The organism is Actinoplanes sp. NPDC024001 (assembly GCF_040638955.1).
Lineage (GTDB): Bacteria > Actinomycetota > Actinomycetes > Mycobacteriales > Micromonosporaceae > Actinoplanes.
The window spans coordinates 46,899-71,601 of sequence record NZ_JBEZZB010000035.1 but is presented as its reverse complement, the minus strand read 5'-3'; the positions used below and the strand labels follow the sequence as shown (position 1 = coordinate 71,601).

General features: G+C 71.9%; 24 protein-coding genes and 1 pseudogene. 7 read left to right on the top strand and 18 right to left on the bottom strand.

Going from position 1 to position 24,703, the window contains the following annotated elements; all coding sequences use genetic code 11:
- Positions 1-101: 101 nt before the first annotated feature.
- Positions 102-983, top strand: coding sequence for a universal stress protein (locus AB0F81_RS16230; protein WP_360197378.1), 882 nt, complete (start codon positions 102-104; stop codon positions 981-983).
- Positions 984-1,182: 199 nt separating this feature from the next.
- Here AB0F81_RS16230 and AB0F81_RS16225 read toward each other — a convergent pair whose 3' ends face one another.
- The 7 genes from AB0F81_RS16225 to AB0F81_RS16195 all read right to left on the bottom strand — a co-directional run bounded on the left by AB0F81_RS16225 (position 1,183) and on the right by AB0F81_RS16195 (position 6,936).
- Positions 1,183-2,328, bottom strand: a complete 1,146-nt coding sequence (locus AB0F81_RS16225) for an epoxide hydrolase family protein (protein WP_360197375.1) — start codon at positions 2,326-2,328, stop codon at positions 1,183-1,185.
- Between the two features lie 71 nt (positions 2,329-2,399).
- Positions 2,400-3,167 (bottom strand): enoyl-CoA hydratase, encoded by a 768-nt coding sequence (locus tag AB0F81_RS16220; protein WP_360197372.1) that lies wholly within the window; start codon positions 3,165-3,167, stop codon positions 2,400-2,402.
- Complete coding sequence (locus AB0F81_RS16215; protein WP_360197369.1) at positions 3,164-4,135, bottom strand: nitronate monooxygenase; 972 nt, start codon at positions 4,133-4,135, stop codon at positions 3,164-3,166. The genes AB0F81_RS16220 and AB0F81_RS16215 overlap by 4 nt, the downstream gene beginning before the upstream one ends.
- The gene (locus AB0F81_RS16210; protein WP_360197366.1) at positions 4,132-4,887 is read right to left on the bottom strand and encodes a 3-hydroxyacyl-CoA dehydrogenase; all 756 of its coding nucleotides are present in this window, start codon (positions 4,885-4,887) and stop codon (positions 4,132-4,134) included. The genes AB0F81_RS16215 and AB0F81_RS16210 overlap by 4 nt, the downstream gene beginning before the upstream one ends.
- A gap of 73 nt (positions 4,888-4,960) precedes the next feature.
- A complete protein-coding gene (locus tag AB0F81_RS16205) occupies positions 4,961-5,578 on the bottom strand; it encodes a TetR/AcrR family transcriptional regulator (protein WP_360197363.1) in 618 nt (205 codons plus the stop codon).
- 18 nt (positions 5,579-5,596) lie between these two features.
- Positions 5,597-6,187 (bottom strand): TetR/AcrR family transcriptional regulator, encoded by a 591-nt coding sequence (locus AB0F81_RS16200; protein ID WP_360197360.1) that lies wholly within the window; start codon positions 6,185-6,187, stop codon positions 5,597-5,599.
- On the bottom strand, positions 6,184-6,936 hold the full coding sequence (locus AB0F81_RS16195; protein ID WP_360197358.1) for an SDR family oxidoreductase: 753 nt from the start codon (positions 6,934-6,936) through the stop codon (positions 6,184-6,186). The genes AB0F81_RS16200 and AB0F81_RS16195 overlap by 4 nt, the downstream gene beginning before the upstream one ends.
- A gap of 76 nt (positions 6,937-7,012) precedes the next feature.
- Between AB0F81_RS16195 and AB0F81_RS16190 the strand changes: the two genes are divergently transcribed.
- Entirely contained in the window at positions 7,013-8,170 is a 1,158-nt protein-coding gene (locus tag AB0F81_RS16190) for an acyl-CoA dehydrogenase family protein (RefSeq protein ID WP_360197355.1), read from the top strand.
- Positions 8,167-9,171 carry a phosphotransferase family protein gene (locus tag AB0F81_RS16185; protein WP_360197352.1) on the top strand — a complete coding sequence of 335 codons (1,005 nt, stop codon included), beginning with the start codon at positions 8,167-8,169 and terminating at the stop codon, positions 9,169-9,171. The genes AB0F81_RS16190 and AB0F81_RS16185 overlap by 4 nt, the downstream gene beginning before the upstream one ends.
- Here the strand turns inward: AB0F81_RS16185 and AB0F81_RS16180 are convergent.
- The 9 genes from AB0F81_RS16180 to AB0F81_RS16140 form a co-directional block, all read right to left on the bottom strand.
- Entirely contained in the window at positions 9,168-9,935 is a 768-nt protein-coding gene (locus AB0F81_RS16180; protein ID WP_360197349.1) for a DedA family protein, read from the bottom strand. The two genes, AB0F81_RS16185 and AB0F81_RS16180, sit on opposite strands and share 4 nt — an antisense overlap.
- 110 nt (positions 9,936-10,045) lie before the next feature.
- Complete coding sequence (locus AB0F81_RS16175; RefSeq protein WP_360197346.1) at positions 10,046-12,034, bottom strand: hypothetical protein; 1,989 nt, start codon at positions 12,032-12,034, stop codon at positions 10,046-10,048.
- On the bottom strand, positions 11,925-13,118 hold the full coding sequence (locus AB0F81_RS16170; RefSeq protein WP_360197344.1) for a hypothetical protein: 1,194 nt from the start codon (positions 13,116-13,118) through the stop codon (positions 11,925-11,927). The genes AB0F81_RS16175 and AB0F81_RS16170 overlap by 110 nt, the downstream gene beginning before the upstream one ends.
- On the bottom strand, positions 13,119-13,949 hold the full coding sequence (locus tag AB0F81_RS16165; RefSeq protein WP_360197341.1) for a carbohydrate ABC transporter permease: 831 nt from the start codon (positions 13,947-13,949) through the stop codon (positions 13,119-13,121).
- A 1-nt stretch (position 13,950) separates the two neighbouring features.
- Complete coding sequence (locus tag AB0F81_RS16160) at positions 13,951-14,829, bottom strand: sugar ABC transporter permease (protein ID WP_360197338.1); 879 nt, start codon at positions 14,827-14,829, stop codon at positions 13,951-13,953.
- The gene (locus AB0F81_RS16155) at positions 14,826-16,112 is read right to left on the bottom strand and encodes a sugar ABC transporter substrate-binding protein (protein ID WP_360197335.1); all 1,287 of its coding nucleotides are present in this window, start codon (positions 16,110-16,112) and stop codon (positions 14,826-14,828) included. Before AB0F81_RS16155 ends, AB0F81_RS16160 begins: the two co-directional genes overlap by 4 nt.
- 13 nt (positions 16,113-16,125) lie before the next feature.
- Entirely contained in the window at positions 16,126-17,166 is a 1,041-nt protein-coding gene (locus tag AB0F81_RS16150) for a LacI family DNA-binding transcriptional regulator (RefSeq protein ID WP_360197332.1), read from the bottom strand.
- An 84-nt stretch (positions 17,167-17,250) separates the two neighbouring features.
- Positions 17,251-17,763 (bottom strand): GNAT family N-acetyltransferase, encoded by a 513-nt coding sequence (locus AB0F81_RS16145; protein ID WP_360197329.1) that lies wholly within the window; start codon positions 17,761-17,763, stop codon positions 17,251-17,253.
- A 250-nt stretch (positions 17,764-18,013) separates the two neighbouring features.
- Complete coding sequence (locus tag AB0F81_RS16140; protein ID WP_360197327.1) at positions 18,014-19,165, bottom strand: FAD-dependent oxidoreductase; 1,152 nt, start codon at positions 19,163-19,165, stop codon at positions 18,014-18,016.
- Positions 19,166-19,199: 34 nt separating this feature from the next.
- Here AB0F81_RS16140 and sigJ point away from each other — a divergent pair, with 34 nt between their 5' ends.
- Positions 19,200-20,054: an RNA polymerase sigma factor SigJ gene (sigJ, locus tag AB0F81_RS16135; RefSeq protein ID WP_360197324.1), complete on the top strand. Its 855-nt coding sequence runs from the start codon at positions 19,200-19,202 to the stop codon at positions 20,052-20,054.
- On the opposite strand, the gene AB0F81_RS16130 is transcribed toward sigJ, so the two are convergent.
- Both AB0F81_RS16130 and AB0F81_RS16125 read right to left on the bottom strand, forming a co-directional pair.
- Positions 20,046-20,459 (bottom strand): pyridoxamine 5'-phosphate oxidase family protein, encoded by a 414-nt coding sequence (locus tag AB0F81_RS16130; RefSeq protein WP_360197321.1) that lies wholly within the window; start codon positions 20,457-20,459, stop codon positions 20,046-20,048. The two genes, sigJ and AB0F81_RS16130, sit on opposite strands and share 9 nt — an antisense overlap.
- A gap of 218 nt (positions 20,460-20,677) precedes the next feature.
- A pseudogene (locus AB0F81_RS16125) lies at positions 20,678-21,152 on the bottom strand (LuxR C-terminal-related transcriptional regulator).
- Between the two features lie 225 nt (positions 21,153-21,377).
- Between AB0F81_RS16125 and AB0F81_RS16120 the strand changes: the two are divergent.
- The 3 genes from AB0F81_RS16120 to AB0F81_RS16110 are packed head-to-tail and all read left to right on the top strand — an operon-like array spanning position 21,378 to position 24,265.
- The gene (locus tag AB0F81_RS16120) at positions 21,378-22,802 is read left to right on the top strand and encodes an FAD-dependent monooxygenase (protein WP_360197318.1); all 1,425 of its coding nucleotides are present in this window, start codon (positions 21,378-21,380) and stop codon (positions 22,800-22,802) included.
- 43 nt (positions 22,803-22,845) lie between these two features.
- Positions 22,846-23,400, top strand: coding sequence for a carboxymuconolactone decarboxylase family protein (locus tag AB0F81_RS16115; protein WP_360197316.1), 555 nt, complete (start codon positions 22,846-22,848; stop codon positions 23,398-23,400).
- A 4-nt stretch (positions 23,401-23,404) separates the two neighbouring features.
- Complete coding sequence (locus AB0F81_RS16110; RefSeq protein WP_360197313.1) at positions 23,405-24,265, top strand: helix-turn-helix transcriptional regulator; 861 nt, start codon at positions 23,405-23,407, stop codon at positions 24,263-24,265.
- Positions 24,266-24,703 lie beyond the last annotated feature (438 nt).

Sequence of the window (24,703 nt, the reverse complement as noted above, 5' to 3'; positions counted from 1 at the left end):
CTTCGGAACCACCCAACGGCAAGAAGCCATCAGCCACACCCCACCGTCCCGGGCACCCGGGGCATCAACCCCAGACGATCAACAACCTTATGGAGGAAGCCATGCGTACCCCAGCGATCGTCGTCGCAGTCGACGGCACCGAATACAGCCGGGCGGCCGTACGGTGGGCCGCACGGGAAGCCCAGCTCAGCCACCGGCCGCTGCTGGTCACCCATGTCATGGAATGGGACTGGAACGCGTCGCGCTACGACTTCGGCGGCGGGCACTTCGCGGCCGCCCGCGCGAGCGCCGAGAACGTCGTCACCCGCGCCGCGCACGAGGCGAAGACCGCCGCGCCGGACATCGACGTGGACACCGACCTGCAGATCGGCAGCCCGGTCACGCACCTGATCCACACCTCCGAGCAGGCCGGCCTGCTGGTGCTCGGCAGCCGCGGCCGCGGCGGCTTCGCCGCCCTCACCCTCGGATCGGTCAGTCAGCGGGTGGCCACGCACGCGCACGCGCCGGTCGTGGTGGTACGCGGGCGCGCCGACATCGCGGCCGGACCGGTCGCGGTGGGCGTCGACGACGCCGGCTCCGCTGATGAGGTGCTGGACACGGCGTTCACCGCCGCCCGCGCCCGCCAGACGTCGCTGGTCGCGATCCGCTCCTATCTGCCCGTCATCCCGCTCTACTGGGGCAGCAATCCGCCGGCGAACGTGCACATCCCGGAACAGGACGACGCCGAACGCCACCGCCTGAACGAGCAGCTGGCGCCGTGGCGCGCCAAGTACCCGGACGTGCCGGTGGAGGCCCTGCTGTCACACGACAGCGCCGCGGCGGTGCTCAGCGGCGTGTCGAAGACCGCCCACCTGGTGGTGGTCGGCAGCCGCGGCCACGGCGTTATCGCCGGAACCGTTCTCGGCTCCACCGGCCTGCAACTGCTGCACCACGCGGACTGCCCGGTCCTCATCGTCCGCCCGCACGGCGAGCCGGAGCGGTGATGACGCCGATCACCAGCTGCCGGATGACCGCCGGCAGCTGGTGATCGGCGAGACGGCGGCGCTCGACAGGTCCCGTCACAGAACCGTCATGCGGCTGTGAGCGCACCGTCAACAGCGGCCTGCAGAATCGGCAACCGGTTGAACCCACCTGCGTCCGTACGGGGTTGCCCGCTGCCAGGCAACCCCGTACGGACGCGCCTCACCGCAGCTTGCGGAAGAACGTCTGGATGTCGTCGACCAGCAGCTCGGGTGTTTCCATGGCGAGGAAGTGTCCGCCCTTGCCGAGTTCGGTCCAGTGCACGATGTGGTGGTCACGCTCGGCCCACGGCCGGATCGTGTTGTCCTGACCGGACACCAGGACGCCGGTGGGCACGGTCCCGCGCTCGCCGCCCGGTGCGCCCGCGGAGAACTCCTCGTAGTAGATCTGGGCGGCGGAGGTGGCGGTGCCGGTCAGCCAGTAGATCGACACGTCGGTGAGGATGCGGTCGCGGTCGATGCTCTCCTCCGGCAGCCCCTCCTCCGGGTCGGTGTGCTCCTTGAACTTCTCCACGATCCAGGCGAGCTGCCCGGCCGGGGAGTCGGTCAGGGCGTACCCGACGGTCTGCGGGCGTTGGGCGTTGCACCGCAGGTAGCCGTCGTTGCCGTTCTGCATGCGCTGCCAGCGCTGCTGTTCGGCCTCGCTGAGGCCGTCCATCTCGCCGTCGGCGCCGACCGGGATGGTGACCAAGGCGGTGACGTGGACGCCGACGACCCGCTGCGGGTCGTGCCGGCCCACGCGAGGGGCGATCCACGCGCCCCAGTCGTAGCCGTGCACGCCGTACCGCTCGTATCCGAGCTGGACCATCAGCGCCGCGAAGATCCCGGCCGCCCGGACCGCGTTCATGCCCGGCCCGGCCAGCGGGGTGGAGAATCCGAAGCCGGGCAGCGACGGGATCACCAGGTGGAAGGCGTCGGCGGGGTCGCCGCCGTGACTGCGGGGATCGGACAGCGGCCCGATGACGTCCAGGTAGTCCACCACCGAACCGGGCCAGCCGTGCAGCAGGATCAGCGGCGTGGCCGCCGGCTCGGGCGAGCGCACGTGCAGGAAATGCAGGTTCTGCCCGTCGATGGTGGTCAGGTGCTGCGGGTACTGGTTGAGGGCCGCCTCCTGGGCCCGCCAGTCGAAGCCGGTGCGCCAGTAGTCGGCGACCTCCCGCAGGTACTCGACGGGCACTCCGCGGCTCCAGCCGACCCCGGGCAGCTCGTCCGGCCAGCGGGTGTTGCCCAGACGGGCCGTCAGGTCGTCGAGCTGCGACTGCGGGATGTCGATACGGAACGGGCGCGGGCCCGGTTGGCTGTTCGTCATGCGGGCGACGCTAGGGACCGCTCAGGACACCTCCTGTCCTAATGCCGCGGTGATCCGGCGAACCACCGGCTTCAGCGGCCGGTGAAGTACGGCGTCCGCTTCTCCCGGAAGGCGGTCACCGCCGTCTGGAAGTCCTCGCTTGCCAGCAGCGCCGACTGCCCGTCCGTCTCCCGCCGCAGGCTGTCCTCCAGCACACCCAGCGTCGCGGCGTTCACCGCCCGCTTGGCCGCCGTGACGGCGAGCGGCGCGGCCCGCGACAGCCGGGTGGCGAGCTCGTCGACGGCATCCTGCAACGCGGACGGGTCGACGACCCGGTAGATCAGCCCCCAGTCGGCCGCGAGCGAGGCCGGCAGGCGTTCACCGAGCATGGCCAGGGACATGGCCCGGGCCCGGCCGATGTTCGCCGGAACGAGCAGGGTGGCGCCGCCGTCGGGCATCAGGCCGATGTTGACGAAGGCGAGCTGGAAGAACGCGTTCGTCGAGGCCAGCACCAGGTCGCAGGCGAGGGCCAGGGAGCAGCCCACGCCGGCCGCCGGGCCGTGCACGGCGGCCACGACCGGCTGCGGGATCGCGCCCACGGCACGGATCAGCCGGTTGGCGGCGTGCAGGGTCGCTTCCGGTGGCGCGCCGGTGACCGTGGTGAGGTCGGCGCCGGAGCTGAAGGCGCGGCCGGCGCCGGCGAGCACCACGACCCGCACCTGCGGGTCGTCGCCGGCCTCGGTGAGCAGCTCGGTCAGGTCGTCGACGACGGCCGGGGTGAGCGCGTTGAGCACGTGCGGCCGGTTGAAGGTGATGCGCAGGACCGGCCCGTCGTGCTGGCAGAGGATGTCGTCGCTCATGCTGCCACCGCCGTCGAGAGCCGGTGCGCGATGATCTCGGCCGCCTCGGTGACGATCCGGTCGATCAGCTCGGCGCAGGTGGGCACGTCGTCGATCAGGCCCTGCACCATGCCGACGGTCCAGATGCCGGCGTCCAGGTCGCCCTCCTCGAACACCTTGCGGCCGCGGGCGCCGGCCACCAGCGGCGCGATGTCCGGGAAGGTGCCGCCGCTCTGCAGGATCTCCACGACCTCGCGGCTGACCTCGTTGCCGGCCACCCGGGCGGTGTTGCGCAGCTGCCGGAAGATCAGCTGGGTGCCGCGCTCGTCGCCGTCGACGATGGCCTGCTTGACCTTGTCGTGGATCGGGGACTCGACGGTGCACATGAACCGGCTGCCCATGTTGATGCCGTCCGCGCCGAGCGCCAGGGCGGCGACCAGGCCGCGGGCGTCGGCGAAGCCGCCGGAGGCGAGCACCGGGATGCTGAGCCGGTCGGTCGCGGCGGGGATCAGCACGAGGCCGGGGATGTCGTCCTCGCCGGGGTGCCCGGCGCACTCGAAGCCGTCGATGCTGACCGCGTCCACGCCGACGGCCTCGGCTTTCAGTGCGTGCCGGACGCTCGTACACTTGTGGATGATCTTGACCCCGTGGGACCGGAACATCTCCATGTGGGGCTCGGGGTTGGACCCGGCGGTCTCCACGATGGTCACCCCGGAGTCGACGATGACCCGCCGGTACTCGTCGTAGGGCGGCGGAGTGATCGTCGGCAGGATGGTGAGGTTCACCCCGAACGGCTGGTCGGTGAGCCGGCGGGCGCGTTCGATCTCCTCGGCCAGGGCGGCGGGTGTGGGCTGGGTCAGCGCGGTGATCATGCCGAGGCCGCCGGCCTCGGAGACGGCGGCGGCGAGTTCGGCGCGGCCCACCCACTGCATGCCGCCCTGCACGATCGGGTGGCGGATGCCGAACGCCTCGGTGAACCGGGTCCTCATCGCGGCGCCATCCGGATCGCGCCGTCGAGCCGGATCGTCTCGCCGTTGAGCATCGGGTTGCGCACGATGCTCGCCACCAGGTCGGCGAACTCGGCGGGCTGCCCGAGCCGGGCCGGGTGCGGCACCTGCGCGCCGAGGGAGGCCTTGGCCTCCTCGGGCAGGCCGGCCAGCAGCGGCGTCTCGAACAGGCCGGGCGCGATGGTGACGACCCGGATCAGCGAGGAGGCGAGCTCGCGGGCGATGGGGAGGGTCATGCCGACGATGCCGCCCTTGGAGGCGGAGTACGCCGCCTGGCCGATCTGCCCCTCGAACGCGGCGACCGAGGCGGTGTTGACGATGACCCCCCGCTCGCCGTCCTGGACAGAGCCGGAAGCCAGAGCACCGGCCGCCAGGCGGATCACGTTGAAGGTGCCGAGCAGGTTGACCTCGACGGTGCGGCGGAACAGGTCGTAGGGGAACGGGCCGCTCTTGCCCAGGACGCGGGCCGCCGAGCCGATGCCGGCGCAGTTCACCACGACCCGCAGCTGCCCCAGGCCGGCGGCCACCCCCAGCGCGGCGTTCACCGCCTCTTCACTGGTCACATCGCCCGGGCTGAAGTGGACACCGGAGTCGGCGAGAGCTTTGCCCTCGGAGGAGGGCAAATCGATGATCACGACCTGGGCGCCGGTCGCAGCCAGGGCCCGCACGGTGGCGAGGCCGAGGCCGGAGGCGCCGCCGGTGACGAGGGCGACGTCGTGCTGGGTGAGCCTCACGGAGATCCCCTTCGCAGTCGGTGGACGGACCGAGTCTCACCCCGCGAACCAGAAACAGTCAAGGCTGTCTGTTTCAGGATGCCAGCAGCGCGTGCCGGGCGATCTCCTTCCAGTGCTCCAGCAGCGGCTCGGACGACGGGTCCCGAGCGTCGAAGGCATAGCTGAGCGCGGTGCCCCGCATGCTGGTGAACAGCACCGGCCGGATCGGCAGATAGAGCGGGCGGCCCACCAGATCGGGCCCGAACAGATGGTCCATGCGCTGCCAGATCGCCCGGCCCAGCCGCTTCTCCGCCGGCCGGATCGCGTCGGCCAGGACCGGCTCGGTGCGCGCCGCGACCCACAACTCGGTCGCCGCCCAGAAGCTCGGCTCCTGGAACGTCGCCCACAGCACGTCCACCACCACGGCGATCCGCTCCCCCGGCCCGCTCGCCTCGGCGATCTGCTCGCTCAGCACCGGCGGCACCGGCTGCTCCAGCTGGCTGGCGAAGATGTGGTGCGCGGCCGCGACCAGCAGCTCCTCCTTGGACGGGAACTGGTGCAGCATCCGGCCGCGCGACATGCCCGCCTCGGCCTGGATCGAGATGGTGCTGGTTCGGGCGTACCCGTCGCGCAGCAGGCAGGTGACCGCGGCGTCCAGGATCCGCGACCGGGACTGCCGGGTCCGGTCCGCCCGGGAGCTGGTGACTGTCATGACCTCGACAATAACGGTCTACGCTGACTGCACAGCGGCGAGCGCGATCCGCACATAGTCCGCCGCCGACTCCTCCGCCGTCTGCGGCCCGCCGGGCTGGAACCAGCCGGCCACCCCCTGGCACATCGCCAGGATCGCCCGCCCGCACGCGGTCGGGTTCTCCGTCCGGAAGACGCCCGCCCGGCAGCCGGACACGATCGTCTCGCGCAGCAGGCCCTCGATCCGGTCCCGGTGCCGCACATAGCGCTCCAGGTTGCCCGGCGTCAGCGACCGGCGCTCGGAATCCAGGAACGCCAGGTCACGGTGGTGCGCCATGTAGAGCACGATCGCCTCCACGGCGCCACTGAGCCGGGCGACCGGATCGTTCCCGGCCTCCTCGAGAGCGGCGTCGACGTGGCTGGTCACGATCTGCATGGCGTGGTCGAGCAGGGCCATCAGGATCGCCTGCTTGTTCGCGAAGTGGTAGTAGAGCGCCGGAACGGTCACCCCCACCTCACCGGCGATCTTGCGGACGCTCGTGGCGTCGTACCCGTGCCGGACGATCTGATCGAGCGACACCGCGAGGATCGGCGGCAGCTCCAGAGCCGGATAGTGGGTCCATTCCCTCATAACGCCGCCATGCCCCCGTCGACGATCAGGCTCGTGCCGGTCACGTACGACGAGGCCGGCGAGGCCAGGAACAGCAACGCCCCGTCCAGCTCGGACTGCTCGCCGAACCGGCCGAGCATGCTGTTGCGGGCGACCATCGCCCGCAGTTGCTCGTCATCATCCGCGGTCATCTCGCTGGCGAAATAGCCGGGGCACAGCGCGTTCACCCGGATCCCCTTGCGCGCCGACCACTCCTGGGCGAGATCGCGGGTCAGGCCCAGCATCCCGGCCTTGCTCGCCGCGTAGGCCGCCTGCGGGAACGGTGGCGCGATGTGCCCGAGCACGCTGGCGACGTTCACGATCGCGGAGCCGCGCGGCATGTGCGGGGCGCAGGCCTGCGCCATCCAGAACGGCCCGGCCAGGTTGACGTCGAGCACCGCCCGGAACGAGGAGGGCGTCTCCCGGGAGGCCGGGACGGCGTGCCCGATGCCGGCGTTGTTGATCAGCACGTCGATGCGGCCGAACTCGGTCACCGCTGCCGCCACCGCCGCCCGGCACTGGTCCGGGTCGCTGACGTCGGCGGCGTGGGTGGTCACGCGCGTGCCCGCGGCACGCAACTTCTCCGCGAGGTCGGCGAGGCGCTCGGCGCGCCGGGCGACCAGCGCCAGATCGGCGCCGGCGGCGGCGAGGGTACGCGCGAAGCCCGCCCCCAATCCGGAACTCGCACCGGTGACCAGTGCGATCCGGCCGTCGAGACGAAAGATGTCCATCGGCGCTCCTCTTGACTTTCCGGCACAGTGGCCCGAATTCTAGTTAGCGCTCGCTAAGTAGACGAGAGGCGATGGCATGACCGACCTGTACGCCCGGCGATCCCTCTTCGACGACGAGCACGAGGCTTTCCGCGACAGCGTCAAGGAGTTCGTCGCCCGCGAGGTCGCCGCGCACGTCGACGACTGGGAGGAGGCAGCCGAGATCCCCCGCCGCGTCTGGCGCGTCGCCGGCGAGCTCGGCTACCTGGGGCTGCCGGTGCCCGAGGAGTTCGGTGGCGGCGGCATCGGCGACTACCGCTTCCGGGTGGCGATGATCGAGGAGACCGCCCGGGCCGGCGCCAATTCCCTGGCGGCCGGCTTCGCCGCGCAGACCGACGTGGTCCTCCCCTACTTCATCGACCTGGCCGCGGGCGAGCAGCGCCAACGATGGCTGCCGAAGCTGGCGTCCGGCGAGCACATCGGGGCGATCGCGATGACCGAACCCGGCACCGGCTCGGACCTCAAGGGCATCCGGACCTCGGCCGTCCGCGACGGCGACGGCTGGGTGATCAACGGGGCGAAGACGTTCATCACCAACGGCATCAACGCGGACCTGGTCGTCGTGGTGGCCCGCACCGGCGACGGCGCCTTCAGCCTCTTCGTCGTCGAGGACGGGACAGCCGGCTTCACCCGCGGCCGCAAGCTGCGCAAACTCGGCCTCAAGGCGCAGGACACCGCCGAGCTGATCTTCGACGACGTGCGCGTCGGCGACGACGCCCTGCTCGGGCAGCAGGGCCGGGGTCTGCACGCGCTCATGTCGCACCTGCCGCTGGAACGCCTCAACATCGCCGTCACCGCGTGCGCCGGCACCCGGGCCGCGCTGGCCTGGACGATCGGCTACGTCCGGGACCGCAGGGCGTTCGGCAAGCCGCTCGCCGATTTCCAGAACACCCAGTTCGCCGTCGCCGAGATGGTCACCGAGCTGGAGGTGACGCAGGCCTACGTCGACGACGCCGTTCTGCGCCTCAACGCCGGTGAGTTGTCCGCGGTCGACGCGGCCAAGGCCAAGTGGTGGGCCACCGAGATGCACAAACGGGTCGTCGACCGCTGCCTGCAACTGCACGGCGGGTACGGGTACATGCTCGAGTACCCGATCGCCCGCGCCTACGCCGACACCCGGGTCACCACCATCTACGGCGGCACCACCGAGATCATGAAACTGATCATCGCGCGTGACGTGCTGGAGACCCGATGACGGCCACGCTGGAGCGGATCGGCCCGGCACTCGCGGCCGCCCTCGGTGACGACGCCTGGCTCAGTTTCGAGACCGAGCTCATCACCGGCGGCAAGTCGAATCTGACGTTCCGGCTGCGGTCGGCCGCCGGTGAGGTCATCCTGCGCCGTCCCCCCGACGGCGAACTGCGGCCCACCGCGCACGACATGGGGCGCGAGTGCCGCGTACAGAAGGCTCTGTGGTCGTCGGCCGTACCCGTGCCGGAGATCCTGCTCGCTGATCCCGGCGGCGAACTGATCGGCGTGCCCAGCTATGTCATGTCGGCCGTGCCCGGCGTCGTCGTGCGCGACGCGCTGCCACCCGGGTTCTCGGCCTACCCGCGCACGCTCGCCCGCAACCTGACCGACACCCTCGCCGCGATCCACACCGTCGACCTGGAGGCGACCGGGCTGACCGGTTTCGGCCGCCCGGAGGGGTTCCTCGCCCGGCAGATCCGGCGCTGGAGCAGGCAGTGGGAGGCGGTCGGGCAGGACGGCGTGCTGGCCGTCGGCGAACTCGCCGCGGCGCTCGCCGACGCCGTGCCGCGGCACACCGCGACGTCGCTGGTGCACGGCGACTTCCGGCTCGACAACTGCGTGCTCGACCCGGTCCGGGGAACCGTCGGCGCGGTCCTCGACTGGGAGATGTCCACGCTCGGCGACCCGCTCGCCGACCTGGGACTGTTGCTGTTCTATTGGCGCGAACCCGGCGAGCAGCCGTGGCGGCTGGCCCCGTCGATCACCCGCACCATCGGTTTCCCCCGGCGCGCCGAGATCGCCGCCCGGTACGCCGAGGCGACCGGCGCCGACCTCACGCACCTGGACGTCTACCTGGCCTTCGCGCACCTGAAGTTCGCAGTCATCACCGAGGACATCAACATGCGGGTCCGCGCGGGCGCGATGGCCGGGCAGGACTTCGGCGACCTCACCGGCGAGGCCGCCCGCATCGCCGAGGCCGGCCTCGACCTGCTGGCGACGCCCTAGAACCGGTTGTTCGTCACCCGGGCCACACCGCGGGCCGGGTGCCGCGCCGTCGGGTACTCGTTCGGGTTGCCGAAACCGTCGAAGTCCGGGGCGGGGCGGCCGTCCACGTCCGCCTCGGCCGGGTCGACACCGGCCACCATCGCCCGCTTGCGGGCCAGCACCCGCCGCACCACCAGGAAGATCACGAACGCGACGCCGAGCCCCAGCACGACCTTGCTCACCGGGCTCAGGTAGCCCTCCACGCGCTCCCAGTTGTCGGCGAGCAGCCAGCCCGCGCCGATCAGGGCAGCGTTCCAGATCCCGCTGCCGATGACGGTGAACAGGACGAACCTGCTCAGCGGCATCCGGGCGACACCCGCCGGCAGCGAGATCAGGCTGCGCACGATCGGCACGCAGCGGGCGGCCAGCACCAGCCAGGAGCCGTACTTCTCGAACAGCGCGTAACCGCGCTCCACATCCGCGCGGGTGGACAGGATGAACCAGCGTTTGCCAGCCAGCGCGTGCAGGCGGTCGTAGCCGAGCAGGGCGCCGACGTAGTAGAGGACGAGCGCACCGGCGAGGGCGCCGACGGTGGCGGTGGTCCAGACGGCGAAGACGTTGAGGTCGCCATCGCGGGCCCGGAAGCCGGCCAGCGGCAGGATCAGCTCCGACGGGATCGGCGGGATGACCGTCTCGAGGAAGAGCAGCAGGCCGACACCGACCGCGCCCAGGGCATCAACCAGCTGAAAGACCCAGTCGGAGATCCAGTCGGTGATGCCGCTCATGCAGAAATCGTCTCCTCGTGCGAGTCGGTGGCGGTGCGCCGGTCCGTCGCCGAAGATACGGGCTCAAACTATATGATTGCTGTGAACGTCAGCCGTGCGGGCACGGCACCTCACCTGCGGATCAGCGTGAAACCGCCGGGCAGGACCACGGCTCGCACGGCCGCACCGGCGGCGGCGGTGACCCGGCCGCGCCGGACCCCGGCCGCGTCGTAGGTCTCGATCACCGCCGGGCCCGCAACGCGCACGGTTTGCGGGGTGCGCGCGGCGCTGCGCAGCAGCGCCGTCTGGCGCCCGGCTCCGCCGATCACCAGCCGCGACACCAGTGGTTCCAGCATCACCGCGTCCACCACGGCCTCACCACCGGTCGCGGTCGCCTCGAGATCGGTACGCCCGGACGCCAGCTCACCCACGGTCACCGGCAGCAACGCCCCCGCCGCCGGTGAGGCGCCCTGCGCGCCGACGTCGCCGTGGCGCACCACGCCCAGCGACGACCAGTGGGTGACCGCCGCGCTGCCGGGTCGCAGGTCGACGATCGGCAGCACCAGCCGGGCCTGGTCGAGCGCGGGCAGCTGCCAGCGGACGGTGGCGCCGGCCGGCATCCGCACGTAGCCGCCACTGAACGACGACTCGCCGGTCCACGCCGACGGTGGGGTGACCACCACGGCGCCGCCGCCGAGTTGTCCCTGCTCGGCCTCGACCAGGGTCGTGCCCACCCGCTCCACGACGCGCCCCTGCCGGGCCAGCGCCGCCACCCGCGGATCGGCGTCGAGCGCCAGCATGCTCAGCAGCCCGTGGATGGTCGACTCGGCGCCGGAGTTGCGGCTGACCGTGCCGTCGCCGGCGATCCCGTCGATGGTGCGGCCGGTCGCCGGATCGTAGGCGGGCACCGCGGCCGGGTTGGCCCCGAAATACCAGGCGGCGACGATCCCGGCGAGCCGGCGGAACCCGGTGCGGCCGGTCGCGTCGGCGACCGCGAGCAGCGACTGCAGCCGCGAGTCCACCCCGTAGGCGATCTGGGTGCGGTCGACGCGGGCCGGCAGCCGCCCGTTGTCCGGGCCGCCGGAGGTGAGCAGCCACGGTGTGAACACCGCCGAGTCGGTGACCGCCGGGCGCACCAGATCGGCGTCGCCGAGGACCTGGCCGGCGCGGGCCAGCGCGGCCGGCATCTGCGAACCCCAGCCGTGCCACAGCGACCGCGACAGCGCCCACGGGCGGATCGCGCCGAACGGCCATTCGCGCACGCCGCCGTCGGAGAGCGCGGCGATGCCCTCGGCGAACTGCCGCAGCGCGCGCCGGGCGGCGCTCGTCGCACCCACCGCGGCGTACGCGCTGAGCCCCAGCACGGCCTCGGCGGTGGCGTCGGCACCGTCGACGATCAGCCACGCCGGGGCCCGGTCGCCGTCGATCAGCTGCCGCTCGCCGTACCGGATCAGGACCTGACGATGCAGGGCGGTGACCGCGAGATCGAGCCGGCGCCGCAGGAAGGCCGCGAACTCGCGGTCGGCGGACCGCCAGGCCGCGTAGCCCTCGCCGAGCGCCCACACCGTGCGGGCCAGCCAATAGGACGGGCCGCTGTCGGACGGGTCGGGCAGTTCCGGCGGATCGGCGCTCGGGTTGAGCGTGCCGTCCGGCTGCATCCACAGGATGACGTTGCCGGCGTTCGGGCCGGTCGCGGTCTGCAGGTAGGTCAGGCCGCGCAGCAGCTGGTAGGAGGCCTGCCGGCTGCTCGCGGCGCCGGTCTGCCGCCAGTGCCGCAGGTAGACCACGGCGGCGCGGGCCACGTCGTCGGCGTTGTAGGCGCCCTGCCCGTACGTGTTGGTCGCCGGGTGGTAGGTGCCGCCGCCGAGGCGGCGGTAGGCGCCGTCCGGGCCGGGTTCGGCGTAGGTCCACAGCATGCCGACCGCCGGGGCTTCGGCGAGCCGGTAGGTGGTGTGGCCGTCCTGCGCGGGCGGGCTGACCTGCTCGCGCAGGAAGTCCAGGTGGGCGAGGTTAGTCAGCGGGGCCGGGCTCGGCCGGGCCTGAGCCTGAGCCGGGGTGGGGGTCAGCAGCGGGCTGGTCAGGGCGAGGCCGCTGCCGAACAGGACGGAACGGCGTTTCATGGCGTTCTCCTTCGTCGGTGAGCCGGTCCAGCCGAGCGACGCCGATGCGGGTGTCCGCCATGCCGTAGAAGACGTAGTGGACGCCGTCGACCTGCTCGATCGCGGTGGGGAAGACAACGTTGGGCACGGTGCCGTGGTGCTCGTCCGCGGTTTGCGGGGCGAGGATCGGCTGCGCGGTGCGGGCCAGCACCCGGCCCGGGTCGGCCGGGTCGAGCAGCATGGCGCCGGCGGCGTAGCTGACGCGCTGACCGGCCGGATCCCAGCCGGGCGGGACGTAGCCGGTGACGCCGTGGTGGATGAGCAGCCAGCCCTCGGGCACCCGCAGCGGCGGCGGCCCGGCGCCGATCTTGAGTTCTTCGTAGTCGAATGCGGACAGCGCCACGCAGCGGTGCTGCCGCAACCGGACCAGGGCGGTGATGTCGGCGTCGACCTCGTCGGCCGGCGCGTAGGAGATCCAGATGCCGGCCCGCTCGTCGGTGATGCCGGCGGGCAGGTGCACGCCCTCGCCGGGCCGCACCCAGCTGAGGTCCCACATCGGGCGGTGCAGCATCGCGTAGCAGGGCCGGCCGTCCGGTCCGGGCACCGGTTCGGCGAAGAACACGGCGTCCTTGTTGGGGAACAGGTTGAGGTCGGTGTCCAGGCCGGGCTGGTAGGCGAACTGGACCGGGCCGAGGCGCTGCCAGCCGCGCAGGTCGGTGGAGACGGCCAGGGCCAGGCGCGGGCCGAGCGGGCCGTAGGCGACGTAGGTCATCAGGTGCCGGCCCAGCGCCGGCACCCAGGTGGTGCGCGGGTCCTCCACACCGGCGTTGGCCAGGCCCCGCTCCCAGCCCTCGTCCGGCGCGAGCACGACACCGCGGCGGTGCACCCCGACCGGCACGCCGCCGCGCAACTCCACCTCGGCCAGCCCGACCCGGGACACGTTGCCGGCTGCGACCAGCCGGGGCAGCAGGTGCAGTCGCCCGTCCGGGGTACGGCCACTGGCCGGGTTGAGCACGCCTTCGGCCTCCCACGGGTTGCCGGGCTCGGGTGTCATCACGGTGCCGAGGCGCGTCAGCCCGTACGGAACATGGGTTTTGATCGGCATTCAGCCTTTCACCCCCGAACTGAGATCACTGGAGACGAACTGGCGCTGGAAGGCGATGAACAGCGCGACGGCCGGCGCGGCCAGCACGCAGGCGCCGGCGAGGATCGCGCCGAACGGGTTGGCCGCGCGCGACGCCACGTTGCTGATGTAGTTGGCCAGCGACACCGCCAGGGGCTGCATGTCGGCCTGTTTGGTGATCAGGAACGGCCAGAGGAACTCGTTCCACGGGCCGATGAAGGTCAGCAGCACCGCGGTCAGCAGGGCCGGTTTGACCAGCGGCAACGCGACCGACCAGAGGATGCGCACCTCGCCGGCGCCGTCCAGGCGGGCGGCCGAGAACAGGTCGTCGGGCAGTTGCAGGAAGAACTGGCGGAAGATGAACACCGCCGTCGTGTTGATCGCGAACGGCAGGATCATGCCGAGGTACGAGTCGGCCAGCCCGTAACCGCGCACGATCAGCACATAGAGCGGGATCAGCAGCAGCTGGAACGGGATCACCTGCACCAGCAGGACCAGCACGAACAGGGTGCCGCCGCCGCGGAACCGCAGCCGGGCGAGGGCGTAGCCGGCCAGCACCCCGAACACGACCGTGCCGAGCAGCACGCCGCCGGTGAAGATGCCGGAGTTGACCAGCGAGCCGAGCAGGTCGACCCGCGAGTTGATGTCGGCGTAGTTGTTCAGGGTCAGCCCGGAGGACGGGAACGCGCCGGCCACCGAGGTGTCCGGCTCGGCCTGCAACGAGCCGATCAGCATGTAGTAGAACGGGAACAGGAACGCCAGCGCGCCGGCGAACAGCAGGACGTAACGCAGCACGGCGGGCCATCGCGGCATGTCAGTCCCTCTCGATGAGCCGGCGGTTGATGAAGGCGACGACCAGGACGCCGATGACCAGCAGCACGCCGAGGGCGGCGGCGAAGTCGGGTTCGCCCTGCTGCAGGCCGCGCTGGTACATGACCAGCACCGGGGAGGCGGACGCGCCGTTCGGGCCACCGTTGCCGGTGAGCAGGTACGGCTCGGTGAACAGGTTGGCGCCGGTGATCAGCGCCAGGATCACCACGAGCGCGGTCGCCGGGCGTACGGCGGGCACGGTAACCGACCAGAACCGGTGCCACGTGCCGGCGCCGTCGACCGCGGCCGACTCGTACAGCTCCTTGGAGACGTTCTGCAGCGCGGCCAGGTAGAGCAGGATGAAGAACCCGAGCTGCTTCCAGGTCACGAACAGCGCGATGACCGGCATCGCGAGGCGCTCGTTGACCAGCCAGGACGGGTCCGGCGCGAGCGGGCCGAGCACGGTGTTGACCAGGCCCTCGGAATTGAACAGGAACAGCCAGACACCGACGACGGCGACGCTGGCGGTCACGTAGGGGACGTAGAAGGCGACCCGCAGGAAGGTGCGGGCGTGCACGGCTTTGTTCAGCGCGACCGCCAGCAGCAGTGCCAGGGCCGTGGTCAGCGGCACGTTGATGACCAGGAAGACCAGGATGTTGCCGAACGCCTGCCGCACGCCCGGATCGGTCAGCACCGCGCGGTAATTGTCCAGGCCGATGAACGGGTGATCGACGATGGCGCCGGGCGCGGCGAAGAAGTAGTCGTGGAAGCTCATCCAGATCGCGAACCCGAACGGGTAGGCGAAGATCACGGCGAGGTAGACCGCGTACGGTGCGGCCAGGATCATGCCGACCGGATGGCGGCCGAGGACGGCCCCCTTCACGAGCCGCTGGCGAGCTGATCGACCTTCTGCGCGGCGGCGTTGAAGGCGTCCGGCACCGGCTGCTTGCCGAAGATCACCGAGGCCGAGTAGGCGTCGCGGAAGGCCTGCCAGATCGCCACCGAGTTGGGTACGTTCGGCACCTCCACGGTCCGGCCGGCGAGGTCGGCGAACTGCTGGTAGGCGGGGTTCTTCGCGAAGTAGTCCGGGTACGCGGCCGCCAGGTCGGCGCGCAGCGGCATCTGCCCGGTCTTGCTGAGCAGCTCACCGTCCTGCTCCTTGCTGGTGGCGAACTTCAGCACCTCCCAGGCGGTGGCCCGGTTCTGGCAGGCGCTGTACATCGCCACGTTCTTCGCGTCGCTGAACGTGGTGATCTGGTCGGCCGTTTTGCCCGCCGAGGTGGGCACCGGCACCGCGCCCCACTTCACCTTGTCGCCGTAGACCGCGATCGCCCACGGGCCGACGATCGCCATGGCGGCCTTCTCGTCGGCGAACGAGTCACCGTTGTACGGCTCCTTGGGGGCCAGGCCCTCGTCGTACAGGGTCTTCCAGAACGCCGCGACCCGCTCCCCTTCCGGGCTGTTGAACTGCGCCTTGGCGTCCTCGACCAGCTGCTTGCCGGTCTCCGCGGCGAACAGCGGATAGAAGTCGAACCAGGACTGGAAGAAGTCCGCGGCCGGCGACGGGTAGATCGCGGCCGGCGCCGCACCCGACGACTTGATCTTGCGGGCGGCGGTCAGGAACTCGTCGTACGTGGACAGCGCCGGCTTCTCCGCGTCCAGCCCCGCCTTGGCGAAGATCTCCTTGTTGTAGAAGATCATGACGGGGTTGGACTTCCACGGCAGCTGGTAGAACCTGCCGTCCGGCGACTTGTACTGCTCGGCGGCCTCACCGGTGCGCTCGGTGACGTACTGCGCGCCGCCGTCGAACTCGTCGAGCGCGACCAGGCCGCCCTGCTTCTGGAACTGCGGCACCGCGGCCGGGGCGGTGTTGAAGATCAGGCAGGGGGCGTTGCCGGCAGTGATCGCGGCGCCGATCACCTCCTCCGAGCTCTTGCCCGCCGGGATCTCCTGCGCGGTGATCGTCTGGTCGGCGTGCTGGGTGTTCCACGCCTCGACCATGGCCTTGCCCCAGGCCAGCTCCTCCTGGTTGTTGGAGAGCCAGACGGTGATCGGGCCGGTGGCGGCGTTGGCCTTCTCGGCGTCGCCGCCGCCACCGCTGCCGTCGCAGCCGGCGGCGAGAACGAGAGTGAGCGAGACGAGGGCTGCCGGGAGCGTGCGTTTCATGGTCTCCTCCGAATCAGACGGTGGGAGGTGGGGGTGCTGCGGTGGAGGCCCGGACGACGAGCTGAGCCGGGGGAACGGCGATGTCGCCGACGGTCTCCCCGGCGATCAGGGCGAGCAGGGCCTCGGCGGCCGACCGGCCCCAGCCGTACGGGTCGGTGCGGACGCTGGTGAGCGGCGGGGAGACGTACCCGGCCAGCTCGGTGTTGTCGAAACCGGTGACCGACAGCTGCGCCGGGACGGCGATGCCGTGCTCCAGCGCCACCGACAGCCCGGCGATGGCCATCAGGTCGTTGGCGTAGACGATCGCGGTGGGCCGGCCGGCTCGGCCGCCGGCCAGCAGCGCCCGGGTGGCCTGGGCGCCGCCGGCCGCTGTGAAGTCCGCCTCCACCACGGGCCCGGCGGGCAGGCCGGCGTCGGTGAGCGCCTGCTCCCACGCCCGGCGCCGCACCGAGCCGTGCAGGAACCGGGACGGGCCGGCGACGTGCGCGATCCGGCGGTGCCCCAGCTCGACCAGGTGGCGGACCGCGGCCGTGATCCCCGGCCGGTCGTCGACCAGCAGGGCCGGGAAGTCGCTGGGCACGTCGGGCCGGGCGATCGTGACCGCCGGCATCCGCAGCTCCTCCAGCAGCGCGATCCGCGGGTCGCCGACCCGCAGGTCGAGCAGGAACACCCCGTCCACCCGGCCGGCGCCGGCCAGCTGCCGGTAACCGTCCTCCTCGGCGGCGGCGTCCGGCACCACCTGCAGCACCAGGGCCTGCCCCCGCTCGGACAGGGTCCGCTCGACCCCGGCGATGAAGGCCGGGAAGAACGGGTCGGCGCCGAGCAGCTCCGGTGGGCGGGCGAGGACCAGCCCGACCGCGAACGCGCGGGAGACCGACAGCGCCCGGCCCTGATGGCTGGGCGTCCAGCCCAGACTGTGGGCGGCGTCGAGGATCCGCTGCCGAGTGCCCTCGGCGACGCCCGGCCGTCCGTTGAGCACGAACGACACCGCCCCTTTGGACACCCCGGCGACGCGTGCCACATCGCGGATCGTCGGGCGCTCCGGCCTGGTCATCGGTGACCTCCCGGCGGTTACTAAACCGGTTTGAACGCGAACCTAGACCGGTTTAGGCACCCCCGCAATCGGAGAGCGCCGGGACTACGAATAGCGGTATCGGATCGCGGTCAGGGGCACGCCACGGGAGTCGTCGGTCGTCGACGCCCCGTCGGTGCGCCAGCCGGCGGCTTCGTAGAAGCGCCGGGCACGCTCGTTGGCCTCCAGCACCCACAGGATCACCTGCCGACAGCCCGCGTCTGCGAGCCGGCGCAGGCCCGCCTCCATCAGCAGCCGGCCGGCACCGCGACCCCAGTGCTCCGGCAGGACGTAGACCGCGCGAACCTCGCCGACCAGACCGGCGTCGGCGTCGGCGTCACCGCTCGGCGCGACGTTGATGAAACCGACCACGCCGTCGTCCCGGTCCTCCACCACCAGGGTGCCCGCGGGGAACCGGTCGGACTCGATCAGCTGCCGCCACACCTGCCGCCGCCGGGACGGATCAAGCCGATCGAGGTACTCCGCGGGCATCACCCCGCGGTACACCTCCCGCGACGTGCGTGTCTGCACGACGGCGAGCGCCTCGGCATCAGCCACCGTCGCTGACCTGACGATCACGGCGTCCGGCTATCGCGATGCGGACATCCGGCGGCGCCACCCGACACTCCGGGGTTGCGGCGGCTCGCCGCGCCGGCACAGCAACTCGACCAGCCCGGCCGCATCGATCTGCACGCCTTTCTCCCTGGTTACCGGTACGTCTCGGTTCTACCACCGCAGCTGCACGGACTTCACCCTCATCAATGACGCGTTCAGCGTCCTGCCGCACGTTCGGCATCCTCGGCCGTCCAGACTCGCAACGATGCGGCGATCAGCCCGGTACGGTCGACCGCAGCGCGAGGGCGAGCCGGGCCGCCGTCACCGCGCTGTGGAAGGAGACCTCGCTGAGCAGGCCCGGCGCCGCGACCTGGTCACCGGCGAGGAAGACGCCGCCGCCCCGGGCGATGGCCGGCCGGTCCCGCCAGGTGTGCCCGGGCAGGTCCAGCGCGCCGGTGCGGCGATGGGCGACCGCGTCGCGCCGCCAGGTGAGACGCGTACGCCAGCCGGGCAGCGCCTGGTCGACCAGCGCCTCCAGCCGGGCCAGGCCGTCGGCCTTCGACTCGCCGGGACGCAGCGGCAGCTGAGCCTGGATCAGGGATTCCCCGGCCGGCGCCAGGCTCGGATCGGGCAGCGTGAACCGCTCCAGCCAGCCCGCCTCGTCGAGGTCGCTCACGACGAAGGCATCACCGGGCGCCGCGCGGACCGCCACGTCGAGCAGGGCGGTCCGGCCGCTCTCGACGCGCGGCAGCGGACTGCCGATCAGGGTGGCCGCGGCATCCAGGGAGGTGGCGACGATGACCGGCGGCGCGGGGAGCTCGCTGACCCGTACGCCGGTCTCGATCCGAACGCCCAGGGCGCGGGCGTGCGCGGCGAGCCGGTCGATCAGGGCGCTCCAGCCGCCGGTGACGTACCGGGCGGCGGGATTCGCCGTGAACACCCGCAGCAGCCGCGGCCAGACGAAGGCGGCCGACAACCGGCCCGGATCGGCGTCGAAGGCGAAGACACCCGCCAGGTTCGACAGCGCCGTCGCCGTCGCGGCGCCGTGCCGCTCCCGGATCCAGGTGTGGAAGTCGAGGTCGGCCGGCGCCGGCCGACTGCGTCGTGTCAGGACGGGCAGCAACACGGCCGGCGGGGTACGGCGCAGCCGGCCGCCGTGCCGGAACCGAAAGCCGGCCAGCCCGCGTAACGGCACCGCGGTGTGCGCGCCGATGAGGTCGCAAGCAGCAAGCCAGTCCCAGAACGGGCCGTCGCTGTAGAACACGTGCGGGCCCTCGTGGGCGACATACGGCGCCCCGGTCGTCCTGGCCCGCCCGCCCAGCGTCCGGTGCGCCTCCAACAGCCGAACCCGGGCGCCGGATTCCGCGCAGACGATCGCGGCGGTGAGCCCGGCGAGGCCGCCGCCGACAACGGTGATGCTCTCCATGAACCGATGACGACGTGCGGCACAATCGTGTGACATGGACGGCTGGGACGGGCATCGCCGCTACCTGTTCGCGGTGGCGTACCGCCTGCTCGGCAGCGCCGCCGACGCCGAGGACGCGGTGCAGGAGGCCTATCTGCGGCTGCGCGGCGCGGCACCGCCCGACCTGGAGAACCAGCGGGCCTGGCTCACCACCGTCACGGCGCGGATCTGCCTCGACATGCTGGGCTCCGCCCGGTCCCGCCGCGAGTCGTACGTGGGCACCTGGCTGCCCGAACCGCTCGTCGGCTACGACGACAGCGACCTGAGCGACACCGTCGCCCTGCGCGAGTCGCTGCGCACCGCCGTGCTGCTGGTGCTGGAGACCCTGTCACCCGCGGAACGCGTCGCGTTCGTCCTGCACGACGCGTTCGGCATGGACTTCGACCGGCTGGCGGCGGTCGTCGACCGTACCCCGGCGGCCTGCCGGCAGCTCGCCTCGCGGGCCCGGCGGCGGGTCCGTGAGCAGGCGCCACCGCGCCGCCCGGTCTCCGCCGAGGAACACCGGCGTGTGCTGGCCGCCTTCCTCGCCGCCAGCGCCGACGGTGACCTGTCCGGCCTGATCCCCCTGCTCGACCCCCGGGTCGTGCTGCGCTCCGACGGCGGCGGCGCGGTGCCCGCCGCCCGCAAGCCGGTGCACGGCCCGCACCGGGTGCTCACGCTGCTGTCCGGGCTGGCCCGCCGCTACGCCGGGGTGCGGCTGACGCCAGTGCCGCTCGCCGGCGGCGACGGGTTCCGGCTCGAACTCGGCGGCGAGGTGCTCGGCGTGATCGGCGTCGAGACAGCCGACGGCCGGATCACCGAACTGAACCTGGTGGTCAACCCCGCCAAGCTGGCCGCACGCTCACAGTGAGAACCGGTTCACCCGCTCCGGGCGCAGCACGATGCGCACCACGCCGGCGGTGCGCCATTCCTCGACCAGCGCGCGGTTCTTCGCCTCGCGCATGTCGTAGTAGCGGTCGGCGAGCCGGGCCGCGAGCTCGAAACCACCCTGCTCGTGCAGGGTGACCGCGCCCTCCACCGACACCCAGTGCTCGGGCTCCCCGACCGGCGCAGCGACCACGACGGACGCGCGGGGCTGCTCGCGGAGCCGGTCGAGTTTCGGCGCGTCCGGCAGCGAGAACATCTCCAGGTCGCCGCCGGCGCCGACCTCGAACCACACCGGGCGCGGCGCGGGCCAGCGATCCCCGCGCGGCGCGACGGTGAGGAAGGCGTACAGCGGCCGGGTCAGCAGGGCGAGATCGTCATCGCGCAACATCCCGCCACCCTATGCCGACGCCCGGGACTGCTCAGTTGGACCAGGTGTATCCGGCCATGGCCGCGCCGGGACTGGCGAGCAGGGCCGCGATGGTGGCGAGCACGAGGGTCGTGGCGGTCAGCAGCAGGGTTCGCAGACGCATGGTGATCTCCCCAGGTGAGATGAGCCTGTCTGTTCGCCGCTGAGCGTACCGAGCCGGCACCAGCCTGCCGGCCCCGTCAGATCCAGCCGTTCGACCGGGCGCGGTGTGCCGCTTCGATGCGGTTGCGGGTGCTGGTCTTGCCGATCGCGGCGGACAGGTAGTTGCGGACCGTGCTCTCCGACAGGTGCAGGCGGGCGGCGATGTCCGCGACCGTGGCGCCGTCCACCGCGGCGCGCAGGACGTCGCGTTCCCGGTCGCTGAGGGGGTTGGGGCCGGCCGAAGGCGGTGAGGATCAGCACCCGGCAGCCGGGCAGCCGCTCGCGCAGCGTCGCCGCGGTGTCGAGGCCGCTGCCGTCGGGCATCTCGATGTCGAGCAGGGCCACGTCCGGGCGTACGCGCAGGGCGGCGTCGAGGGCGTCGGCGGTGGTCTTGTTGGGGCCGAGCAGCGCGACGACGGTGCCCGCCTCGATGGTGAGGTCGAGGTCGTCGACGGCGCGGACAGGGCCGAATCGCCGGGTGATTCCGGACAGATGTACCGCGGGGCTTTCCATGTCGTCCACGCTAGGAACGCGGGCGGGACGGCAGCAGAGCCGTGGATACGCGACCGGGGGTGACAAATGTACTGAACGCTTGTAGTTTGCGATCGACCGTGACACCACCCGAGGAGGTGAGACCCATGACCGTTGGATCGATGTGGGTGCTCCCCTCTGCCGTCATGGTCGGGCGATTGACGTAGGTGTCGCCGGGAGCGCCTCGACTCCCGAAAGGCCACACCCATGTCCCTTACGTACGACGTTGTCATCGCCGGTTGTGGGCCGGCCGGCGCCATGCTGGCCGCGGAATTGCGGCTGCACGATGTGCGGGTGCTCGTCCTGGAGAAGGAAACCGAGCCCGCCTCGTTCGTCCGCATCGTCGGCCTGCACATTCGCACCATCGAACTGATGGCGATGCGCGGGCTGCTGGAGCGCATTCTCGAACGCGGGCGACGGCGCCCGGCCGCCAGCTATTTCGCCGCCATCGACAAACCCGCCCCCGCGAATCTGGACTCCGCGCACGCCTATCTGCTCGGCATCCCGCAGCCGGTCATCGTTCACCTGCTCGAAGAGCATGCGATCAGCCTGGGCGCGCAGGTCCGGCACGGTTGCACGGTGGCCGGCCTGGAGCAGGACGACGCCGGGGTCACCGTCGAACTGGCCGGCGGGGAACGGTTGCGTACGCGCTATCTCGTCGGCTGTGACGGCGCGCGCAGCACAGTGCGCAAACTGCTCGGCGTCGGCTTCCCCGGCGAACCCTCACGGACCGACACGCTGATGGGCGAGATGGAAATAGGTGTGCCGCCGCAGGAGATCGCCGCCGCCGACGTGAGCGACCGGCGTTTCAGCCTCACCCCCTTCGGCGGAACCATGTATCGCGTCATTGTTCCCGCCGCGTCAGTCACCGACCGCACGGAACCGCCCACCCTCGAGGATTTCCGGCACCAGCTGCGTGCGATCGCCGGCACCGATTTCGGCGTGCATTCACCGCGCTGGCTGTCCCGTTTCGGCGACGCCACCCGGCTGGCCGACCGTTACCGGGTGGGGCGGGTGCTGCTGGCCGGCGACGCGGCGCACATCCATCCGCCCATCGGCGGGCAGGGACTCAACCTGGGCGTGCAGGACGCCGTCAACCTCGGCTGGAAACTGGCCGCACAGGTCCGCGGCTGGGCGCCGGACACTCTGCTCGACACCTACCCGGCCGAACGTCATCCGGTCGCCGCGGACGTGCTGGACAACACCCGCGCCCAGACGGAGCTGCTGTCCCCCGAGCCGGGCGCGCGGGCCGTACGCCGGCTGCTCATCGCGTTGATGGACTTCGACGAGGTGAACCGCTACCTGCTGGAGAAGATCACCGCGATCGGCGTCCGCTACGACTTCGGCGAGGGCCCGGAGCTGCTCGGCCGCCGCCTGCCCGACCTCGACGTCAAGCAGGGCCGCCTCTACGACCTGCTGCATCGCGGCCGTGGCCTGCTGCTGGACCGCACCGAACGCCTGACCGCCGCCGGCTGGTCCGACCGGGTCGACCACCTCGCGGACGCCACCGCGCCGCTGGACGCCCCGTGCGTCCTGCTGCGTCCCGACGGCCACGTCGCCTGGATCGGCGACGATCAGCGGGACCTGAACGACCACCTCGCCCGCTGGTTCGGCGCGCCCGCGTTTACCTGACGGGGAATTGGTTCGGCTCGCCGGACCGGCCAGGGTTGCCGGCATGACGACATACCGGATCCACACCGTCGAGACGGCGCCCGAGGATTCCCGGCAAGCTCTGCGGAGCCTGCAGGGGGCCCTCGGGCTGGTGCCGAACCTGGCCGCCACGATGGCCGGCTCACCCTCGCTGATCAGCACGTTCGTCGCGGCGTTCGGCCAGTTCGGCGGCACCGGCTTCACCGACGCCGAACGGCAGATGCTGCTGCTGTCCAACGCCGTCGCCAACCGCTGCGCCTGGGCGGTGGCCTTCCACTCCACGGTCGCGCTCGCCCAGGGCGCCCCGGCTGCGGCGGTCGACGCGGTCCGCCGCGGCGAGCTGCCTGACGATCCGCGGCTCGCCGCCCTGTCCGCGACAACCCGTGCGCTCATCGACAAGCGCGGGCACCTCGACGAGGCCGACGTCAAGAGCTTCACCGCCGGCGGCTTCGACGAGCGGCAGCTGCTCGACGTGCTCACCGGACTGGCGATCTCCACGATGGCCAACTACACCGGCAACCTCGCCGATCCGCCGCTGGAACCGCCGTTCCAGGCGCAGGCCTGGCACGGCGGATACTGACCGGATGAGCGGTGACATCGGCACCCTCGTCCAGCGATGGCGCAAGGCCCGGCGGCTGAGTCAACTGGGGCTCGCCGCCGAGGCCGCCGTCTCCATCCGGCACCTGTGCTTCATCGAGACCGGCCGGGCCCGGCCCAGCCGGACCATGGTGCTCCGGCTCGCCGAGGTCCTCGACGTGCCGCTGCGCGAACGCAACACCCTGCTGCTCGCCGCCGGTTTCGCCCCCGAGTACCGCGAGTCCGCTCTCGACGCTCCGGCGATCGCCGCCGTGCAGCAGGCGATCGAGGCGATCCTGGCGCAGCAGGAGCCGCACCCGGCCGTGGTGATGGACCGCGGCTGGGACATCCGGGACACCAACGCGGCCGCCGGCCGCTTCTTCGGGTTCCTGCTCACCGGCCACCGGCCGGTGCCCGGCCCGGCCAACGTGCTTCGGCTCATGTTTCACCCCGATGGGGTACGGCCGTACGTCACGAACTGGCCGGAGGTGGCCCACGCGCTGGTGCGGCGCGTACGCCGGGAGGCTCTCGGCGGCGTGACCGACGAGCGCGCCCAGCGCATCCTCGCCGAGGTGCTCGCCTATCCGGGCGTGCCCGCCGCGGTCGCCGACACCGACCCGCTGGCGCCGCAGCTGCCGATCGTGCCGGTCCGATTCGCCCGCGACGGCCGCCAGTTCGACTACTTCTCCACCGTGACCACGCTCGGCACGCCGCAGGACGTGACCTTGCAGGAATTGCGCATCGAATGCTTCTTCCCCGCCGGCGAACAGACCCGGCGCGCGGCTCCGAGAATCTGGTCGGCGGTCCAGGACGAGAGCAGAAGCTCCACGTCGCGTGGTCTCCCTGACTGGCGGAGCCCAGTTGCTTGACTGTCGGTGACACGATCTGCCATTGCTGACTCCGAGCACAATGACAAAGGTTCCGAAACGGGCGAGATCGGCACTCAACGCATCGACACGCGTGGGTAGACTCCCACCGATCCGGAACGCGGCGGTTTGGGGGCAGTCGATGGCCGAGACGGGGGACGCCACGCGACGGGGCCGTCGCGAGGCCACGATGGACGCGACCCTCCCGGCGCACCGCGTCGCCTTCGCCTCGCGGCTGCGTGACCTGCGTTCCGAGTGCGGGCAGCCGACCTACCGCGCGATGAGCCAACTGGCGCACTGCAGCTTCGCCTCACTCTCCGGCGCGGGGGGCGGCCGCCCCCACCCCCCCAGGGCGGGCCCCCCCCGGGAGCGGACCGCCCGCCACCGCCACCCCCCCCCGCCGGCCCCCCTCGAAACAGCACACCCCCCCACACGCCCCGC

Excerpts from the sequence above, each read along its gene's own strand:
- AB0F81_RS16230 (WP_360197378.1), top strand. The coding sequence starts at position 102 with ATGCGTACCCCAGCGATCGTCGTCGCAGTCGACGGCACCGAATACAGC.
- AB0F81_RS16225 (WP_360197375.1), bottom strand. The coding sequence starts at position 2,328 with ATGACGAACAGCCAACCGGGCCCGCGCCCGTTCCGTATCGACATCCCG.
- AB0F81_RS16220 (WP_360197372.1), bottom strand. The coding sequence starts at position 3,167 with ATGAGCGACGACATCCTCTGCCAGCACGACGGGCCGGTCCTGCGCATC.
- AB0F81_RS16215 (WP_360197369.1), bottom strand. The coding sequence starts at position 4,135 with ATGAGGACCCGGTTCACCGAGGCGTTCGGCATCCGCCACCCGATCGTG.
- AB0F81_RS16205 (WP_360197363.1), bottom strand. The coding sequence starts at position 5,578 with ATGACAGTCACCAGCTCCCGGGCGGACCGGACCCGGCAGTCCCGGTCG.
- AB0F81_RS16200 (WP_360197360.1), bottom strand. The coding sequence starts at position 6,187 with ATGAGGGAATGGACCCACTATCCGGCTCTGGAGCTGCCGCCGATCCTC.
- AB0F81_RS16195 (WP_360197358.1), bottom strand. The coding sequence starts at position 6,936 with ATGGACATCTTTCGTCTCGACGGCCGGATCGCACTGGTCACCGGTGCG.
- AB0F81_RS16190 (WP_360197355.1), top strand. The coding sequence starts at position 7,013 with ATGACCGACCTGTACGCCCGGCGATCCCTCTTCGACGACGAGCACGAG.
- AB0F81_RS16185 (WP_360197352.1), top strand. The coding sequence starts at position 8,167 with ATGACGGCCACGCTGGAGCGGATCGGCCCGGCACTCGCGGCCGCCCTC.
- AB0F81_RS16180 (WP_360197349.1), bottom strand. The coding sequence starts at position 9,935 with ATGAGCGGCATCACCGACTGGATCTCCGACTGGGTCTTTCAGCTGGTT.
- AB0F81_RS16175 (WP_360197346.1), bottom strand. The coding sequence starts at position 12,034 with ATGAAACGCCGTTCCGTCCTGTTCGGCAGCGGCCTCGCCCTGACCAGC.
- AB0F81_RS16170 (WP_360197344.1), bottom strand. The coding sequence starts at position 13,118 with ATGCCGATCAAAACCCATGTTCCGTACGGGCTGACGCGCCTCGGCACC.
- AB0F81_RS16165 (WP_360197341.1), bottom strand. The coding sequence starts at position 13,949 with ATGCCGCGATGGCCCGCCGTGCTGCGTTACGTCCTGCTGTTCGCCGGC.
- AB0F81_RS16155 (WP_360197335.1), bottom strand. The coding sequence starts at position 16,112 with ATGAAACGCACGCTCCCGGCAGCCCTCGTCTCGCTCACTCTCGTTCTC.
- AB0F81_RS16150 (WP_360197332.1), bottom strand. The coding sequence starts at position 17,166 with ATGACCAGGCCGGAGCGCCCGACGATCCGCGATGTGGCACGCGTCGCC.
- AB0F81_RS16140 (WP_360197327.1), bottom strand. The coding sequence starts at position 19,165 with ATGGAGAGCATCACCGTTGTCGGCGGCGGCCTCGCCGGGCTCACCGCC.
- sigJ (WP_360197324.1), top strand. The coding sequence starts at position 19,200 with ATGGACGGCTGGGACGGGCATCGCCGCTACCTGTTCGCGGTGGCGTAC.
- AB0F81_RS16130 (WP_360197321.1), bottom strand. The coding sequence starts at position 20,459 with ATGTTGCGCGATGACGATCTCGCCCTGCTGACCCGGCCGCTGTACGCC.
- AB0F81_RS16120 (WP_360197318.1), top strand. The coding sequence starts at position 21,378 with ATGTCCCTTACGTACGACGTTGTCATCGCCGGTTGTGGGCCGGCCGGC.
- AB0F81_RS16115 (WP_360197316.1), top strand. The coding sequence starts at position 22,846 with ATGACGACATACCGGATCCACACCGTCGAGACGGCGCCCGAGGATTCC.
- AB0F81_RS16110 (WP_360197313.1), top strand. The coding sequence starts at position 23,405 with ATGAGCGGTGACATCGGCACCCTCGTCCAGCGATGGCGCAAGGCCCGG.